General features: G+C 68.4%; 17 protein-coding genes. 6 read left to right on the forward strand and 11 right to left on the reverse strand.

Annotated elements, in window-relative coordinates:
• Nucleotides 1–101 precede the first annotated feature (101 nt).
• Nucleotides 102–1,574 carry a peptidoglycan D,D-transpeptidase FtsI family protein gene (locus tag OG490_RS19770; RefSeq protein WP_330297626.1) on the reverse strand — a complete coding sequence of 491 codons (1,473 nt, stop codon included), beginning with the start codon at nucleotides 1,572–1,574 and terminating at the stop codon, nucleotides 102–104.
• Nucleotides 1,575–1,785: 211 nt separating this feature from the next.
• Between OG490_RS19770 and OG490_RS19775 the strand changes: the two genes are divergently transcribed.
• Together OG490_RS19775 and OG490_RS19780 are read left to right on the forward strand one after the other, a co-directional pair.
• Complete coding sequence (locus OG490_RS19775) at nucleotides 1,786–2,718, forward strand: LysR family transcriptional regulator (protein WP_267038679.1); 933 nt, start codon at nucleotides 1,786–1,788, stop codon at nucleotides 2,716–2,718.
• Nucleotides 2,715–3,587, forward strand: a complete 873-nt coding sequence (locus OG490_RS19780; RefSeq protein WP_330297627.1) for a serine hydrolase — start codon at nucleotides 2,715–2,717, stop codon at nucleotides 3,585–3,587. Before OG490_RS19775 ends, OG490_RS19780 begins: the two co-directional genes overlap by 4 nt.
• Nucleotides 3,588–3,769: 182 nt before the next feature.
• Here OG490_RS19780 and OG490_RS19785 read toward each other — a convergent pair whose 3' ends face one another.
• The 4 genes from OG490_RS19785 to OG490_RS19800 all read right to left on the reverse strand — a co-directional run bounded on the left by OG490_RS19785 (nucleotide 3,770) and on the right by OG490_RS19800 (nucleotide 8,509).
• Nucleotides 3,770–4,462 (reverse strand): Pr6Pr family membrane protein, encoded by a 693-nt coding sequence (locus tag OG490_RS19785; RefSeq protein WP_267038677.1) that lies wholly within the window; start codon nucleotides 4,460–4,462, stop codon nucleotides 3,770–3,772.
• A gap of 121 nt (nucleotides 4,463–4,583) precedes the next feature.
• A complete protein-coding gene (locus OG490_RS19790; protein WP_267038676.1) occupies nucleotides 4,584–5,597 on the reverse strand; it encodes a hemolysin family protein in 1,014 nt (337 codons plus the stop codon).
• Entirely contained in the window at nucleotides 5,594–6,934 is a 1,341-nt protein-coding gene (locus OG490_RS19795; protein WP_267038675.1) for a hemolysin family protein, read from the reverse strand. The genes OG490_RS19790 and OG490_RS19795 overlap by 4 nt, the downstream gene beginning before the upstream one ends.
• A 615-nt stretch (nucleotides 6,935–7,549) precedes the next feature.
• Nucleotides 7,550–8,509, reverse strand: a complete 960-nt coding sequence (locus OG490_RS19800) for a tetratricopeptide repeat protein (RefSeq protein ID WP_330297628.1) — start codon at nucleotides 8,507–8,509, stop codon at nucleotides 7,550–7,552.
• Between the two features lie 345 nt (nucleotides 8,510–8,854).
• On the opposite strand from OG490_RS19800, the gene OG490_RS19805 reads away from it, so the two are divergent.
• Entirely contained in the window at nucleotides 8,855–9,130 is a 276-nt protein-coding gene (locus tag OG490_RS19805; protein ID WP_330297629.1) for a hypothetical protein, read from the forward strand.
• 205 nt (nucleotides 9,131–9,335) lie between these two features.
• On the opposite strand, the gene OG490_RS19815 is transcribed toward OG490_RS19805, so the two are convergent.
• The 6 genes from OG490_RS19815 to OG490_RS19840 all read right to left on the reverse strand — a co-directional run bounded on the left by OG490_RS19815 (nucleotide 9,336) and on the right by OG490_RS19840 (nucleotide 11,889).
• Nucleotides 9,336–9,707, reverse strand: coding sequence for a hypothetical protein (locus tag OG490_RS19815; protein ID WP_330297630.1), 372 nt, complete (start codon nucleotides 9,705–9,707; stop codon nucleotides 9,336–9,338).
• 62 nt (nucleotides 9,708–9,769) lie between these two features.
• Nucleotides 9,770–10,132 carry a hypothetical protein gene (locus OG490_RS19820; protein ID WP_330297631.1) on the reverse strand — a complete coding sequence of 121 codons (363 nt, stop codon included), beginning with the start codon at nucleotides 10,130–10,132 and terminating at the stop codon, nucleotides 9,770–9,772.
• A gap of 118 nt (nucleotides 10,133–10,250) precedes the next feature.
• Nucleotides 10,251–10,790: a hypothetical protein gene (locus tag OG490_RS19825; protein WP_330297632.1), complete on the reverse strand. Its 540-nt coding sequence runs from the start codon at nucleotides 10,788–10,790 to the stop codon at nucleotides 10,251–10,253.
• Nucleotides 10,791–10,816: 26 nt separating this feature from the next.
• The gene (locus OG490_RS19830) at nucleotides 10,817–10,960 is read right to left on the reverse strand and encodes a hypothetical protein (RefSeq protein WP_330297633.1); all 144 of its coding nucleotides are present in this window, start codon (nucleotides 10,958–10,960) and stop codon (nucleotides 10,817–10,819) included.
• A 399-nt stretch (nucleotides 10,961–11,359) separates the two neighbouring features.
• Nucleotides 11,360–11,569, reverse strand: a complete 210-nt coding sequence (locus OG490_RS19835) for a hypothetical protein (RefSeq protein ID WP_330297634.1) — start codon at nucleotides 11,567–11,569, stop codon at nucleotides 11,360–11,362.
• A 5-nt stretch (nucleotides 11,570–11,574) separates the two neighbouring features.
• Complete coding sequence (locus OG490_RS19840; protein ID WP_330297635.1) at nucleotides 11,575–11,889, reverse strand: hypothetical protein; 315 nt, start codon at nucleotides 11,887–11,889, stop codon at nucleotides 11,575–11,577.
• Between the two features lie 205 nt (nucleotides 11,890–12,094).
• Here OG490_RS19840 and OG490_RS19845 point away from each other — a divergent pair, with 205 nt between their 5' ends.
• Genes OG490_RS19845 through OG490_RS19855 form a run of 3 tightly spaced genes read left to right on the forward strand, consistent with a single transcriptional unit; the run spans nucleotide 12,095 to nucleotide 15,109 of the window.
• Nucleotides 12,095–13,360 (forward strand): cation:proton antiporter, encoded by a 1,266-nt coding sequence (locus tag OG490_RS19845; protein ID WP_330297636.1) that lies wholly within the window; start codon nucleotides 12,095–12,097, stop codon nucleotides 13,358–13,360.
• Entirely contained in the window at nucleotides 13,347–13,814 is a 468-nt protein-coding gene (locus OG490_RS19850; RefSeq protein ID WP_330297637.1) for a CBS domain-containing protein, read from the forward strand. The genes OG490_RS19845 and OG490_RS19850 overlap by 14 nt, the downstream gene beginning before the upstream one ends.
• A complete protein-coding gene (locus tag OG490_RS19855) occupies nucleotides 13,811–15,109 on the forward strand; it encodes an ArsB/NhaD family transporter (protein ID WP_330297638.1) in 1,299 nt (432 codons plus the stop codon). The genes OG490_RS19850 and OG490_RS19855 overlap by 4 nt, the downstream gene beginning before the upstream one ends.

Raw genomic sequence — 15,109 nt, forward strand, 5'->3', positions numbered from 1 at the left:
CTTATGACGTGCTGCCCCCGCCGTTCCTGGACGGGCACGTGTGATCGACCGAACTTCCCTGCCGTTGGCGCGCACAGCTCTGCCAACGTGTGCGCGCGGGGCTACCGCTTCAGCGCCGCTTCCATGACCGCCTTCGCGATCGGAGCCCCCAGGCGGCCACCCGCGATGTCTTCACGGGAGATGTCCATGTCCTCGGGATCGATGAAGACGGCGACCGCGACCGGGGAAGAGCCGTCGCTCTGCTTCGCGTACGACACGAACCAGGCGTACGGGCGCTCGTCGCGGACGTCGGTACCGTGCTGGGCGGTGCCGGGTTTGCCGCCGACCGTAATGTCCGAGATTGTAGCGTTGCTCCCGGAGCCGTCGCTCACCGTGTGCTCCATCATGGCCTGCACCTTCTTCGCGGTGGTCTCGGAGACGGCCTGGCTGAGCACCTCCGGCTGGGTCTTCTCGAGCACCGACAGGTCGGGGCCGCGCAGTTCCTCCACCATGTACGGCTTCATTACCGTGCCGTTGTTGGCGAGGCCCGCGGTGACCATGGCCATCTGGAGCGGTGTGGTGGTCACGCTCCCCTGCCCCATGCCGGTCAGTGCGGTCTGCGGCTTGTCCAGCTCGGCCGGGTAGCCGCTCGCGGCCGTGCGTACGGGGGCGAAGTGCTCCTTGTTGAAGCCGAACTTCTCCGCCGTCTCGCGCATCCTGTCCTTGCCCGTCTTGAGCGCGGCGTCGAGGAAGACGTTGTTGCAGGACCACTGCATGGCGGTCTTCATCGAGACCTTGTCGCACTGGGAGTCGGGGACCACGTTGCCGATCTCCTTCGTGCTGAGCGGCAGCCGGTACGGAGCCGGGGCGTCCGAGGGGGCGTCGATGTCGGTCGCCACGCCGTGTTCGAGGGCGGCCGCCGCGGTGAGGATCTTGAAGGTCGAGCCGGGCGGATAGATCTCACGGGTCGCCCGATTGCTCAGCGGCTTGTCCTCGTCCTGGCCCAGCCGCTTGAACTCCTGTCCTTCCTTGCCCGTGATTCCGGCGAAGACGGAGGGGTCGTACGAGGGTGTGCTCGCCATCGCCAGGATCTTGCCGGTGCGCGGATCGAGGGCGACCACCGCGCCTGTGGCGTCGAGGTCCGTCAGCCCCTCGTAGGCGGCCTTCTGCATCTTCGGGTCGATGGTGGTGATGACGTCACCGCCTTGGGGCTTCACACCGGTCAGCGCGTCGATGGGCCCCGCGAGCAGCCTGCTGTCCTTGCCGTTGAGGAAGTCGTCGTGGACGCCCTCCAGGAAGGTGGCGCCCTGTGCCTGGGAGAGGTATCCGGTGATCGGCGCGTACATCGGGCCGTCCTTGTAGACCCGCTTGTACGTGAAGTCCGAGCCCGGGACTACCTCGGAGCCGGTGATCGATTCGCCGCCGACGATGATGTCTCCGCGAGGTTGGGCGAACGTCTCCATCCTCACCCGCGGGTTCTGCTGATGGTTGGCCAGGCTTTTACCCCGGGCAGCCTGCAACCACGTCGCCCACACGAGCAGGGCGGCCATCAACACCCCGCAGACGACGGCTGCGTGTCTCAGTGTCCTGTTCATGCATGGTCTCCGGGCGGGTTCTCGTGGTGGTGTCCGGACGGTCGAGGCGGAGCACCCGCGCCCCACTCACCGCCGGGCGGCTCGCATTCGCCGCATGCCACGAGAAGAGCAGTCGGCATCACGTCATGTCCAAGTTCCGGATCAATCGCACATCTATTAATTTCCGATATCGTTGCTGCTTGTGGACCTGATCCGGCACTTGGAGTGCTTTGTGGCTGTTGCAGAAGAGTCACATTTCGGCCGTGCCGCAGAGCGGCTCGGCATCGCCCAGCCGCCCCTGTCCCAGCGCATCAAGCGCCTGGAGCGCGAGCTGGGGGTGCGGCTGTTCGAGCGCACCAGCCGGCAGGTGGCCATCACCAAGGCAGGCACGCTGCTCCTTGCCGACACCCGCGAGCTGCTCGTCCGCTCCGAGGACCTGCTGGCCACCGCCCGCCGTATCCGCGACGGCGACAGCGGGCTGCTCCGTGCCGCACTGCCGCCCGACATCGCGGGCGACACCCTCGCCGCGATCCTGGGTGACTTCCAGCAGCGCCACGTCGGCGTCGAACTCGAACTGCGTGAACTGACCACCACCCAGCAGCTCGCCCAGTTGGCCTCGCACGACCTGGACGTCGGACTCATCCACCACCCCTGTGACGTCTCCGGCCTCACGCTGGGCCCGGTGCTGCACCGCGAGGTGGGCGTACTGCTGCCACGCGACGCCCCGGCGGCAGCGCTCGATGAAGTCCCGCTCTCCGCCCTCACCGGGTACGGGCTGATCCTCTTCCACCGTGCCGACGCCCCGGCACTGCACGATGACGTACTGACCACGTGCGCCCGCAACGGGTACACGCCCGCCGGCGTCCGGCACGGCCAAGGCGTCAGCTTCGTCCGCGGCCTGATCCTCTCGGCGAACGCCGTCGCCTTCAGCCCGAGGGACGCCCACCTGGCTCCTGCCGGCGACCAGGACCCGGACATCACCTGGCGTCCGCTCGTCGGTAACCCCCTGGCCTGGCGCCTTTCCGTGGCCTGGCCGCAAGGGCGCGGAGACACCGCCGTCAGCACCTTCGCCGAAGCGGCCACACGCGCACTGCGAAGCACTGCCGCGGCGAGCCCCGACCCCACCCCGCGGCATCTGCGCCCGGCAGCGGAGTACTGGCTGTGATCAACACCCTCACTCGCATTCGCGAGGCATTCGACGCGGCCGGCGTCACCGGCTGGCTGCACGCCGTCGACATCGATTCCGGCGCGGAGGTCAACGCGGGCTCCGACCACCCGGTCGTCACCGCCAGCGTGCACAAACTCTGCCTGCTCGTCGCCCTCCACGAACTCGCCGTGGAAGGGCGCGTCGACCTCACCGAGCAGGCCGAATGCCTGCCGACCGACCGAAGCTCGGGCCCCATCGGGATCGCCGCCATGCTCGACCCCGTCCGCATGTCACTGCGTGACGCGGCCTATCTGATGATGGCCGTCAGCGACAACGCCGCCGCCGGACTCCTCCTGGACCGCATCGGCCTGGATGCCGTCAACGCCACCACGTCTCGGCTCGGCCTCCACCACACGCACGCCACCCACACGTTCCGCCAGCTCCTCGCCACCATCAGGGAGGACGCGGGCCCCGGCGGCGCGCAGGCCCTGGCCGACCCTTACGTCATCGCCCGGCTCAGGTCCCTCGACCCCACCCGGACCAACCGCAGCACCCCACGCGACATGACCCGTCTGCTCAGCGCCGTCTGGCGCGACGAAGCCTGTACCCCCGAACACTGCGCCGCGATCCGTCGCCTCCTCGGCCTGCAGGTCTGGCCCCACCGCATGGCCTCCGGCTTCCCCTTCGACGACATCCATGTCTCGGGCAAGACCGGCAGCCTGCCGACCGTACGCAACGAGGTGGGCGTCATCGAGTACCCAGACGGCGGCCGCTACGCCGTCGCCGTCTTCACCCGCGCCGCCAACACCGCCGCCACCCTTCCCCTGGCCGACGCCGTCATCGGCACCACCGCCCGCATCGCCGTCGACGCACTGCGCACCCTTTGAACCCTCCCGCGGCCGAATTCCGGGTATCGCTGGGTGCTGTCGAACAAACCGGCGCGGTCCCGGTGGCCTGACCAGCGAGGAGCAGGCGCCTTGTATTCGGAGCGCGCGCCAAGGATCGCCCTGCGGCCGAACAGGCTTCAGAGGGCGGTCAGTGAGCTGAGGTCCGCTTCCCTAGCTCGTCCCTAGCTCGTCTCTTGCGGGGAAGGGGCGGGCTGCTTGGCTGACAGGCGCCTGTCCAGCCAGGCCGCGCCGGCGGCGAGGGAAACGAACAGAAGCCCGATCCAGACGCCGTTGATGACGACCCTCAGGTAGCCCAACGCGTGGACGTTCGCGAACGGGTAGGGATACCAGTCGGAGGCGAGCGGGCCGCGGATCATCGTGAAGATCATGTAGGTGAGTGGGAAGAGGACCGTCAGCTTCACGACTCGCGCCGAAGCGAGGCCGCGCGGGCCGAACGCCAGCCAGCCCACCACTGCCATGACCGGAACGACGAGGTGCGTCAGTTTGTCGGAGGCCATTGCCCACGTGTCCAGCGCGAGCAGGCCGTTCAGCGCGACGTGGTAGACGAGGCCCGTGACCGTGATCCCGACCAGGCCGATCAGCCTGAACACCCGGAACACGGTCGAGGACCTGTCCGGGTTGATGGCGAGCAGCAGGCACGTTGCGCCCACGATCAGGTTCGACTGGACCGTGAAGAACGCGAAGATGTTCAGGGTGCGGCCCAGGGGGCTACCGCCGAACCTCTGGAACAGCTCGCCGGTCTCGGCCACCGCGGGCATGTGATTCTGCCAGGACAGCACCCCATAGATGATCACGCCTATGGCGACGCACGCCGCGGTCGCGGCATACCAGGCACGGGCCCACTTCAATTCCATGATCGACTACTTCCCCTTCGGCCGACACCGCGGGTGGCTCGCCCGACGGATTTCGTGGGCTGCGGCGACTGTCGATGATCCGCGACGCGCACTTTGAATACAAACGTGTGTTCTTCGCTGGTCAGGCGGCTTGGCCGACGAGTTCTTCGAGGACGTCTTCCATCGTCACGAAGCCGATGACCGAACCGCTGTCGTCGGCGACGGCGGCGAGGTGGGTGCCGGCGTTGCGCATTGCGTTCAGCGTGTCGTCCAGAGGGGTCCCCTGACCGACCTCGGTGACGGTGCGCAGGGCGGAGGCTGGGAAGGGCGCCGTGCGCTCGGCTACGTCGAGGACATCCTTGATGTGGAGGAAGCCCATGATCTGGCCATCGGGTCCGGTGACGACCAGACGGGAGAAGCCGTGGTCGGCCGCTGTGCGTTCCAGGGTGCGAGGGGTGATGCCGTAGGGGACGGTGACGAACTCCTCGCGGGGGATCATGACCTCGCCGACGGGCCGCTTGCCGAGTGCGAGTGCGTCCCGCAGACGGTCGGCGCCCTCGGGGGCGAGGAGGCCGGCCGTACTGGAGTCCTTGACCAGGCGGGCCAGTTCCTCGTCGGTGAAGGTCGATCCGACTTCACCCTTCGGCTCGACCTTCAGCAGCCGCAGCAGCACGTTGGCGAAGGCGTCGATGCCGAACACGAACGGCCGCAGCGCCTGGGTGAGGGCGACCAGGGGCGGGCCGAGCAGCAGCGCGGTCCGTGCGGGGGCGGCGAGTGCGATGTTCTTCGGGACCATCTCACCGACCAGCATGTGCAGGTAGGTCGCCGCGGCGAGGGCGATGACGAACGCGATCGGGTGGATCAGCGCCTCGGGGATGCCGATGGCCTGGAAAGGGGGCTCGAGCAGGTGGGCGATGGCCGGCTCGGCGACCGCGCCCAGGACCAGGGAGGAGACCGTGATGCCGAGCTGGGCGGTGGCCATCATCGCGGAGATGTGTTCCAGGGCCCACAGGGTGCTCTTGGCCCGCCGGTTGCCCTTGCGGGCTGCCGGTTCGATCTGGCTGCGGCGGACCGAGATCAGGGCGAACTCGGCGGCGACGAAGAAGGCGTTGGTGATCAGGGTGAGAGCGCCGATCAGCAGCTGGATCGTGGTCATCGGTTCTCCTCCCCGGAGTCGGTCTCATTGCTGGAAGCGGCGGGTGCTGTGATCGCGACCCGGTCGGCGCGATGGCGGTCGATGTCGAGGACCGTGAGTTCCCAGCCGTCGACCGTGACGGTGTCGCCCTCGGCCGGGATGCGTTCCAGGCGGGTGACGATCAGGCCTGCCAGCGTCTCGTAGGGGCCTTCGGAGGCTGCGAAGCCGATGTGTTCCAGTTCGTCGAGGCGGATGCCTCCGCCGGCCTCCCATACCTGGCGGCCGTCATGGTCGGGGCCTTGGATGAGGTCGGGAACCTCGATCGGGTCGTGCTCGTCGCGGACCTCGCCGATGACCTCCTCGACGATGTCCTCGACCGTGGCCACGCCGGCGGTGCCGCCGTACTCGTCGATGACCACGGCCATCGTGTGGGCCTTGCGCAGTCGCCCGAGCAGGGTGTCCGCGGGCAGGGAGTGCGGCACCAGCAGCGCCGGGGTCATGAGCGCGGACACCGGGGTGGTCGTGCGTTCGTCCTCGTCGAGTGCGAGGACGTTGCGGATGTGGACGGTGCCGACCACATCGTCCAGGGTGTCGCGGTAGACGGGGAACCGGGACAGGCCGGTGGTCCGGGTCAACTTCGCGGCGTCCGTCGCGGAGGCGTTGAGCTCCAGGGCCTGGACGTCGACCCGCGCGGTCATGACGTTCTCGGCGGTCAGATCGGCCAGGTGCAGGGTACGGACGAACAGCTCGGCCGAGTCGGCCTCGATCGCACCCTCACGAGCCGAGTGCCGGGCCAGAGCGACCAGCTCCTCCGGCGTGCGGGCGGAGGCCAGCTCCTCGGCCGGTTCCAGGCCGAAGCGGCGCAGCAGGCCGTTCGCGGTGTTGTTCAGGTGACGGATCAGCGGCCCGAACGCGGCCGTGAAGGCACGCTGAGGGCCGGCGACGACCTTCGCGACGGCCAGCGGTCGCGAGATCGCCCAGTTCTTCGGGACGAGCTCGCCCACGACCATGAGGACCACGGTGGAAAGGGCAACGCCAAGCAGGGTCGCAGTGGTGGAAACGGCCCCGGAGGGCAGCCCGACCGATTCCAGAGGACCTCGCAGGAGGGCGGAGACCGAGGGCTCGGCGAGCATGCCGATCACCAGCGCGGTCACGGTGATGCCGAGCTGGGCACCGGACAGCTGGAACGTCAGCTGCTTCGCCGCCTTCAGGGCGCTCTCGGCGCCCCGCTCACCGGCCGCGGCGGAGCGTTCCAGCTCGCTGCGCTCGACTGTGGTGAGGGAGAACTCGGCAGCGACGAACACCGCGCACGCGAGTGTCAGCACCAGGGCAAGGAGCAGCAGCAGGACTTCGGTCACCGTGCCACCCCTGCTGCCGTCTGGAGATTGTGCGGGCAGGGCGTGGCACGGCCTGGACTGGGAGGTTCACCCATTGCGGGTCGGGCACTCCGTTCGCTTCTCGTCGGACCTCACGTGGTCCGGGCTTCTGCTTGGCTCAGGGCAAGTATCCGCAACGGGATAGTAAAGAGATGGTAAAGCACCGCTCGGTGCGGTGGCGAGGCGGGTGCTTCTCGCGGGCCATCGGTGTCGCCGCAGGCCGGGATCAACAGTACGAGGTCGACCGGTTCGACACGACTAGTCTGAACTACATGTTTAATCCCCATTGATCGCACAAGGCTAGATATCCCTGGTTCGTCGCGAGTGCATCGCGGCAAGCGGGCCTGCCGTCAGGTGGATGCCCTGGTGCCGTCGATGGCGCAGGCGACGTGCAGACGACTGATGCGCCTTGTACTGGTCGAGGTATCACGGCGGACACCTACACGGCCCTGCTCCCCGAGGCCGACCGTGCGATCGCCGAGGCCGCCGCCCGGCACGTACCGCGTAACTGTGCAGCTGCCCAGACGACCCCCGCCAAGGCCGTCGGAATCCCGGAAGGAGGCGCGGAGCCGGTCCTTCGCTCGCTCCAGCAACCCGTCAGCCAGTGACGCGGGCCGCCCGCTCGCGGAGCTCCTGGGCTTCCGGGACTCCGTTGTACCGGCGCAGGCGGACGCGCATGTCCTGGAGGGCAGCCTGGACCTTCACCGAGCGGATGCCGTCCGCGCAGTCGAGGAAGTCGCGCCAGGTGGCCATGGCTCCGTCGACGTCGCCTTGGCGGAGGCGGACGCCGCCGAGGTCGGCGAGGACGATGGCGCGGGTGCGGCGGCGGTCGAGGCCGTGGATGTCGAGGGCGAGGTGGAGGTGCTCTTCGGCGGCGTCGAGGTCTCCGAGGCGGGAGAGGATCATGCCGGACTCGTGGGCCCAGCGGCCGGGGGAGTAGTGCGCGGCCCAGGAGTCTCCGCCCGCGGCGGCCGGCTTGCCGATGGCCGCCTCGGACATGGCGAGGTGCTTGGTGGCCATGCGGCGGTCGTCGTCCTGGGCGGCGGCGTTGGCGAGGGTGGCCTCGTAGTAGGCGACGGCGCGGGGGTTGTCGAGGCTGCGGCCGTACTTCACGCAGGCTTCGCCGAGCTGGACGGCTTCGGCTCTGTAGCCGAGGTCGACGCACTGGACGGCGAGGCCTCGGAGTGCTGTGGCGGACAGCTCGGGGTCGCCGGCTTCGGCGGCCAGGCGGAAGGAGTGGGCGTAGTAGCGCTGGGCGAGCCCGCGCAGCTCGGGGGTGTCGCCTTCGTCCTGGGCCATCCAGCCGGCGAGGTGGACGAGCTGGGAGGTCGCGGCGAACAGCTCGCGGCCGGTGGCCTCGGTGAAGCGGCCCTCCAGCCAGGGCGCGACGTCCTGCGTCAGGTACCGGACGGCCAGGTGGCGGGCGTGGCCGCCGCCGAGTTCGGAGGCCGAGTCACCCAGGGCCTTCACCATGTGGCGCACCGCTGCCACCTCACCCCGGCCTACGCGGACGGCGCCCGGGGGAGCCGTCGTGGTCCGGCGGGTGATGCTGTCCATGTCGGGCAGCCCGAGGGCGGACAGGGCGTATCCGCTGGACGCGAGGATGAAGTTCCGGCGGTCCAGTTGAGTCGGCCTGGGGCGCGGTGTCGGCGTTTCCGCCGGTCCGTTTCCCCAGGCCGCTCTCCGAACCCGGCGTGCCGGTCTCCCGGCACCGGGCTCTCCACGGTCTCGTGCGTCAGGCATGAGCGTGAACTTCCCAGGGGGTAGGGATCGTTGGCCGCCACCGATAACGGGTAACCGTCACGGTGCAAGCACCGGTCGCGAGGTCACACAGGGGGTAACGAAGTCGCATGACTGGCATGCTCGTTGAAGTGTTCGTGCCGCCGGTAGAGGATTCCGAGCATGTCGTTGCTAGCGGTTCAGGATGAGGCGTCTCCGGACTTGTTCCTGTTGATATGGGGGATCCTGGCCGCCGCGCTGGGAGGGGTGTTCTCATCGCGGCGCGGGTCTGCCCGGATGCGTGCACTGGTGGTGGAAGGCCTTGAGCGGAGCCCACGGCAGCAGAGCCGGGATCGATCGGTGCCGTCGCAGCGTTTTCTGCGGATTGTGGGTGCGTTCGTCGTGGTTGGCGGCCTCGCCGCCGTGCCGGTATCACTGGTGATGATGATCCGTGGCTGACGCAGCTCGGCGGCCTTTACGCTCTGGGGATCGATCACAGTCGCGCCGGCCCGGGGCCTTTACCCATGTCCCGGCGGATGCGTCCGTGTAGATGGTCGCGGGGTTGGCCTCCTACTCCGGCGGCGGTCCTTCTCGCCATGAAGCCCCAAACTGTGCGCTGCCATCGAGCCTGGTTCCACGGAGGGTTCGTCGTGATTGCGTGGTCCTAGCGGCGGACGCGGGTGCGGACCAGTAGCAGGGTCAGGACCGCTGGTGTCAACGCCAGAGCCACGTACCCAAAGTACTCACGTGAGAAAGCAAGTTGTGTGTACGCGGCAGGAGCGTCAGAGGACGCGACGCTGACCGCCCAGACGGCCAGAGGGATCGCGGTTGTCAGAAGTGCGAGCCACGCGCCGCGCCGGGCAAGGAGAGCCTGGTCCGGGTGACCGGTCAGCATCTGGAGCCCGGCCGAGGCCAGCACGAAGCCCGCAGCGCCGAATGCGGCGGCGAAGAGGATTGCTGGCGGGTTGTCGTCGAACACGATGACGGCGATGGCCGCATACCAAAGGCCCGCGACCAGTGACACCAACGCGGACATGTCGCGCCCCTTCCTACGGGTCGGGCCCCGAACGATCGCCCGCTCGGGGCCCTTCTGATGGGTTAACCGACGGGCGGAGCGGAGGGCTTGACCTCGAAGATTTCGTTGACGGCTCCGTTCTCGCGCTTCTCCACCCGCCTGTTGCTACCCGGAGAATCACTCTTGTTCTGTTGCCCAGTCGGCTGCCCAGGTGGCCGTACGTCCACGGTGATCTGCTTGCCGCTGGCGTCCTTCGCCGGCTGGCCGTCCGGGCCCATGACGGGCATCCGGTCAGGCAGCTTTGTCGTGTCCACCGTGCCGTCGGCCTTCACCCACGGCGGCCGCGGAGGAGCGGGTGGCCTGTCGGTGGCTGTGGCGGTCATGACGCCCCCGGCGACGAGGATGGCAGCACCTGCCAGCACCGATACGAAACGTGCCCTGTTCAAGCGTGCCTCCTACGGTTCGATGTAGTGGAAGCCCGACCAGATGCCAACGTTCCAGCCGTACCAGCCAGAGCCCGGGCATGGCCGTCAGCTTCGTGAACCGCTGCAGATCATGGCCTCATCACGGCCGCGACGGCACAAAGCCACGATCTGATCGCCGGATCTCTCCGGATGCCATGACGAACGTTGCGGCGACGACGAAAAGCACGCCTGGGATCGCGAACATGCTGCGCTGATCACTCTCCAGGACCGCCTCGTACTGGTCTTGAGTGACCTCTACCGGGCCGCGCGCATACGGCGTTGTGTCAAAGGCGAAGTAGCGGCCGTCCTTCACCTCGGCCGACTGCAAGTTCCTCTCCACGGCCAAACTGATGATGATCATCGCGACGCCAGCCACGGCCAGTGTCGCAAGCACCAGCTGAACTCTGCCGGAGAGGCACCGGAATGCCAGCCACATCGAGTGCCGGTCGGCGCGCGTCAACAGCATGCGTACCCAGGCAGATATGAAGATCGGGAAGAACAGCACGACAATCACTGGCACCAGCCACCTCGACGCGCTCATCGGCAGGGATCCAGGAATCCAGGTGAGCGCGGCCAGCACCAACAGTGCGGTCCCCAGCGCGGTAGCGATTCCGCCGTGCAACTTGAAAGTCCACCCCATGGCCTGCAGCTTGGCACAGGGACAGTTCAAAGTCGTTGCCGGACCTCGGCAATAATGGCCGCCCTCCAGGGGTGACAGGCGAACTTGACCCTCTGCTCGGCGCCGTCGTCGGGCTCCTGCGCGAGGAGCTTGAACGTCTGGGCGGCGGTGTGGAACGGGCCGACGTCCATGGCGTCGAGCGTCGCACGGAAGTCGCCCTCGGGGGGTGGCGGTCTTCTGGGCCATCGCGTGCCACACCTGACCCACGTCCAGGTCCTTCAGTGTCCGCAGCCGCTGCTTGGTCATCTTGGAGCTGGAGGAGCGGATCAGGTCGCCCATCACCAGGTCGACACCTCGAGCGCCTCGTCCGCTGCGACCTGCGGCATGACCGCGACGAAGGCCACCAAGGTGGCCAGGCGTCGGCCTCGGCCAGGTCGAACAGCAGGGTCGGGCGCTCGGGTCTGATCCACGTCCGCTGGTACATCCAGCGGGCCAGCGAAAACCACTGGGCGAAATCGGACTTCGTGTATCCGTACCCGGTAGGCGGACCGCGCGCCACGGCCGGGACCGTCTCCACGGTGGCTGAGGGGTCAGTGGTCTTTGACTCCGGAGCCCAGCATGACCAGGCCGGTGGTGAGGCAGGAGAGGCCGATGGCAACCGGTGGGAATCCGGCGCCGGGAATGGAGTACAGGGCAAGTCCCGCCAGCGTGGTGAGCGTGCCGGCCATGGACAGGACGCACGCGATGCGGAACTCCGTGACCTGGTGCCGTACCCAGTTGGCGGCTCTGACTGCGGGCATCGCGCTCAGCCGCCCATGGGCGTCGGGCGCCGGGAGACCCATACGGCCCGCAGGAGGCAGGCAACGGCTGCCGCGCTGAACACCATGCCGGCCGCGGTGCAGGCCATCACGGCCGGGTCGGGTGCGTTCAACATCCTGGGGATGGCGTTCAGGGGAGCGAGGGCGTAGATGCAGAGCAGGGCCCAGGCGCATGACACGGCAGCGGCCCGCGTCGGCCACTTGGGCGGCGTCCAGCCGGCGAGGATCGCCGCGGGGACGGGAAGGACGAGCAGGGTGGCCGCCGCGAGGGCGATGGCGTGATACGCCGGGTTTCCGTTCACTGGTACCTCTCTGGTGCGAACGCCCACCATAGACGCCGCCCATCTGGCGAGTTCATGCCGGAGTCCGGCAAGATTCCGGCTTGTGGGACTGCCGTCAGAGATCCGTCAAAGACGCGTAAGAAATGTATAAAGTAGCCGGTGGTGTGCCGGGAAGCCTGGTCGGCGAACAGGGGATAACTCTCTTCGTGGAACGGGGACTTCTGCCATGGTGCTCGTCGCTGTCTTCGGTGTGGCCTTGCTGGTCGCCGTACTGCTCTCCGGGCTCGCCGCCCGCACCGTCCTTTCGACCTCCCTCCTCTTCCTGCTCGGAGGGGCCCTGGTCAGTGACGGGTTCCTCGGGCTGATCCACATCACGGCCGACAGCGAGATCGTTTCGGTCACCGCCGATCTGGCCCTCTTCGCCGTGCTCTTCACCGACGGCATGCACGTCTCCTTCCCGAAACTGCGGCAGAACTGGAAGAACCCGGCCCGCGCGCTCGGGCTGGGCATGCCCCTCGCGATGGCCGGCATGGCGCTGATCACCCACTACCTCGTCGGCCTGGACTGGACGACCTCCCTCCTCGTCGGCGCGGTCCTCGCGCCCACCGACCCCGTGTTCGCCTCCGCCATCGTGGGACGGCGGGAGGTGCCCGCGAAGCTGCGGCAGCTGCTGAACGTGGAGAGCGGCATCAACGACGGCCTCGCCCTCCCGGTCGTACTGGTCCTGATCGCCGCCGCCGGACCCACCTCCGGACACGCGCAGGCTTCCATCGGCTCGATCGCTCTGGAGCTCGGGCTGGGGCTGGTCTTCGGGATCGTGCTGCCTCTGGCAGTCGCGGGCCTGGTGCGGCTGCGACTGCTGGGCGCGGAGCCGAAGCTCCAGCCGCTGCTGCCACTGGCGACCGGGATCATCCTGTACGGGCTGTGCCACCTCACCCACGCCAACCCCTACCTCGCCGCGTTCTCCGCAGGCGCCGTCCTCGCCTCCATCTCGCCTGAGGCGAAGACCCACTTCGAACCGCTCGGCGAGATGCTCGCGGAGTTGGCCAAGTTCGCCGCCCTCCTCGTCTTCGGCGCCCTGCTGACCCCGCAGCTGTTCGGGGACCTTTCAGTGGGCGGGTACCTGGCGGTCGTGCTGGCGATCGTGCTGATCCGCCCGGCCTCGTTCTTGGTGTCCCTGCTAGGGGCGCGAATCGAGCGGCGGGAGAAGCTGGTCGCCGCCTGGTTCGGGCCCAAGGGCTTCGCGTCCGTCGTCTACGGCCTGCTCGTCCTGCAGGCCGGGATCCCCGAGGGTGAGGCGGCCTACACGCTGATCGCCGTCTGCATCGCCTTCTCGATCATCGCCCACAGCAGCACCGACGTCCCGATCGCCCGCCTCTTCCGCGTCGACGACCTCGCCGGCATCCCGAGCGAGGAGCCCGCACCGACGCCGTCCACTCTTCCCGCCCCAAGCAGTGCACCCGACCAGGAGAAGCGCCATGCCCGCCCGTGAACTCGCCGAGCCCTACCCGCACGTGACGACCGACGCCCCGGCTGTGGACGCCATCCGTCTGCTGGCCGAACAAAATCTGCCCGCGCTGCTGGTCCTGGACACAGACGGCACTCCGTACGCGGCCGTCCCCGGCTCCCAGCTGGTCCGCCAGCTCGTCCCCGAGTACGTGATGGAGGACCCGCTGCTCGCCGCGGTCATCGACGAGCGGCACGCCGAAGAGATGACCGAGGCACTCGCGGGCAAGACCGTCGCCCAGTGGCTGCCCGCCCGTACGTTCAAGCCGCCCTACGTCAGTCCGGAGGCAGGGACGATGCAGATCGCGGCCGCCATGGCCCGCACCCACGTCCCGCTGGTCGCGGTGGTCGAACGCGACGGCGACAGGGGCCGGCTGCTCGGGGTGGTCTCGGCGGCCGGGCTGATGCGGCACCTTCTCGCAGTGGGCGGCCAGGCGTGAGCGACTGGCAGAGCTGGGCCGCGATCGCCGTCTTCGCCGGCGTCTACGTCCTGATCATCACCGAGTGGGTCCACCGCGTCGCCGCCGCCCTGGGCGGCGCCGCGCTGATGCTGGCCATCGGAGCCACCGACGACATCGCCGCCTTCCACTCGGACAAGACCGGCATCGACTGGAACGTCATCTTCCTGCTGCTCGGCATGATGATGATCGTCGGCGTCCTGAAGCGGACCGGGCTCTTCGAGTACCTGGCCATCTGGTCCGTGAAGAAGGCCAGGGCCAGACCCTTCCGCGTGATGGCCATGCTGGTCGTCATCACGGCCGTGGCCTCGGCGCTCTTGGACAACGTCACCACCGTGCTGCTGGTCGCACCCGTCACCCTGCTGGTGTGCGACCGGCTGAAGCTGCCAGCGATGCCGTTCCTGCTCGCCGAGGTGTTCGCCTCGAACATCGGCGGCACCGCCACCCTGGTCGGCGACCCGCCCAACATCATCATCGCCAGCCGGGCCGGACTCACCTTCAACGACTTCCTGGTCCACCTGGCCCCGCTGGCCGCGGTCCTGACCGTAGTGCTGGTGCTGCTGTGCCGGGTGATGTTCGCCAAGTACTTCGTCTACGACGAGAAGCGTGCCGCAGAGCTGATGGAGCTGCGCGAGCGCGAGGCGATCACCGAACCACGACTGCTCGTCCAGGGCTTGGGTGTCCTCGCCCTGGTCGTCGCCGGGTTCGTCCTGCACCCCGTGCTGCACTACGAACCCAGCGTCGTCGCGCTCCTCGGCGCCGGCCTGCTCGTCGCGGTCTCCAAGGTGGAGACCGGTGAGGTGCTGGGCGAGGTGGAGTGGCCCACGCTTGCCTTCTTCGCGGGTCTGTTCGTCATGGTCGGAGCCCTCATCGAGACCGGCGTGATCGGCGACCTGGCCGGCTCCCTCGCGGACGTCATCGGCGGGAACGAACTCGGTGGCTCCATGCTCCTGCTCGGAGGCTCCGCCGTCCTGTCAGGGATCGTCGACAACATCCCCTACGTCGCCACCATGGCACCCATCACCAGCGAACTCGTCACCAACATGGGCGGCGACCCCGACCACGTCATGTGGTGGGCCCTCGCGCTGGGCGCCGACCTCGGCGGCAACGCCACCGCCATCGGCGCCTCCGCCAACGTCGTCGTCCTCGGCATCGCCGAACGCAACCGGCAACCCATCACCTTCTGGCAGTTCACCAGATACGGCCTGATCGTCACCGCCGTCACGATCGCCGTCTCGGCCCTCTACCTGTGGCTGCGCTACTTCGCCCTGGTGTAG

The sequence above is a fragment of the Streptomyces sp. NBC_00503 genome (assembly GCF_036346895.1).
Lineage (GTDB): Bacteria > Actinomycetota > Actinomycetes > Streptomycetales > Streptomycetaceae > Streptomyces.

Bases quoted from the DNA above. Each gene is read 5' to 3' on its own strand.
- OG490_RS19845 (WP_330297636.1), top strand. From the start codon at position 12,095: ATGGTGCTCGTCGCTGTCTTCGGTGTGGCCTTGCTGGTCGCCGTACTG.
- OG490_RS19825 (WP_330297632.1), bottom strand. From the start codon at position 10,790: ATGGGGTGGACTTTCAAGTTGCACGGCGGAATCGCTACCGCGCTGGGG.
- OG490_RS19790 (WP_267038676.1), bottom strand. From the start codon at position 5,597: ATGACCACGATCCAGCTGCTGATCGGCGCTCTCACCCTGATCACCAAC.
- OG490_RS19785 (WP_267038677.1), bottom strand. From the start codon at position 4,462: ATGGAATTGAAGTGGGCCCGTGCCTGGTATGCCGCGACCGCGGCGTGC.
- OG490_RS19815 (WP_330297630.1), bottom strand. From the start codon at position 9,707: ATGTCCGCGTTGGTGTCACTGGTCGCGGGCCTTTGGTATGCGGCCATC.
- OG490_RS19850 (WP_330297637.1), top strand. From the start codon at position 13,347: ATGCCCGCCCGTGAACTCGCCGAGCCCTACCCGCACGTGACGACCGAC.
- OG490_RS19800 (WP_330297628.1), bottom strand. From the start codon at position 8,509: ATGGACAGCATCACCCGCCGGACCACGACGGCTCCCCCGGGCGCCGTC.
- OG490_RS19830 (WP_330297633.1), bottom strand. From the start codon at position 10,960: ATGGACGTCGGCCCGTTCCACACCGCCGCCCAGACGTTCAAGCTCCTC.
- OG490_RS19770 (WP_330297626.1), bottom strand. From the start codon at position 1,574: ATGAACAGGACACTGAGACACGCAGCCGTCGTCTGCGGGGTGTTGATG.
- OG490_RS19835 (WP_330297634.1), bottom strand. From the start codon at position 11,569: ATGCCCGCAGTCAGAGCCGCCAACTGGGTACGGCACCAGGTCACGGAG.
- OG490_RS19805 (WP_330297629.1), top strand. From the start codon at position 8,855: ATGTCGTTGCTAGCGGTTCAGGATGAGGCGTCTCCGGACTTGTTCCTG.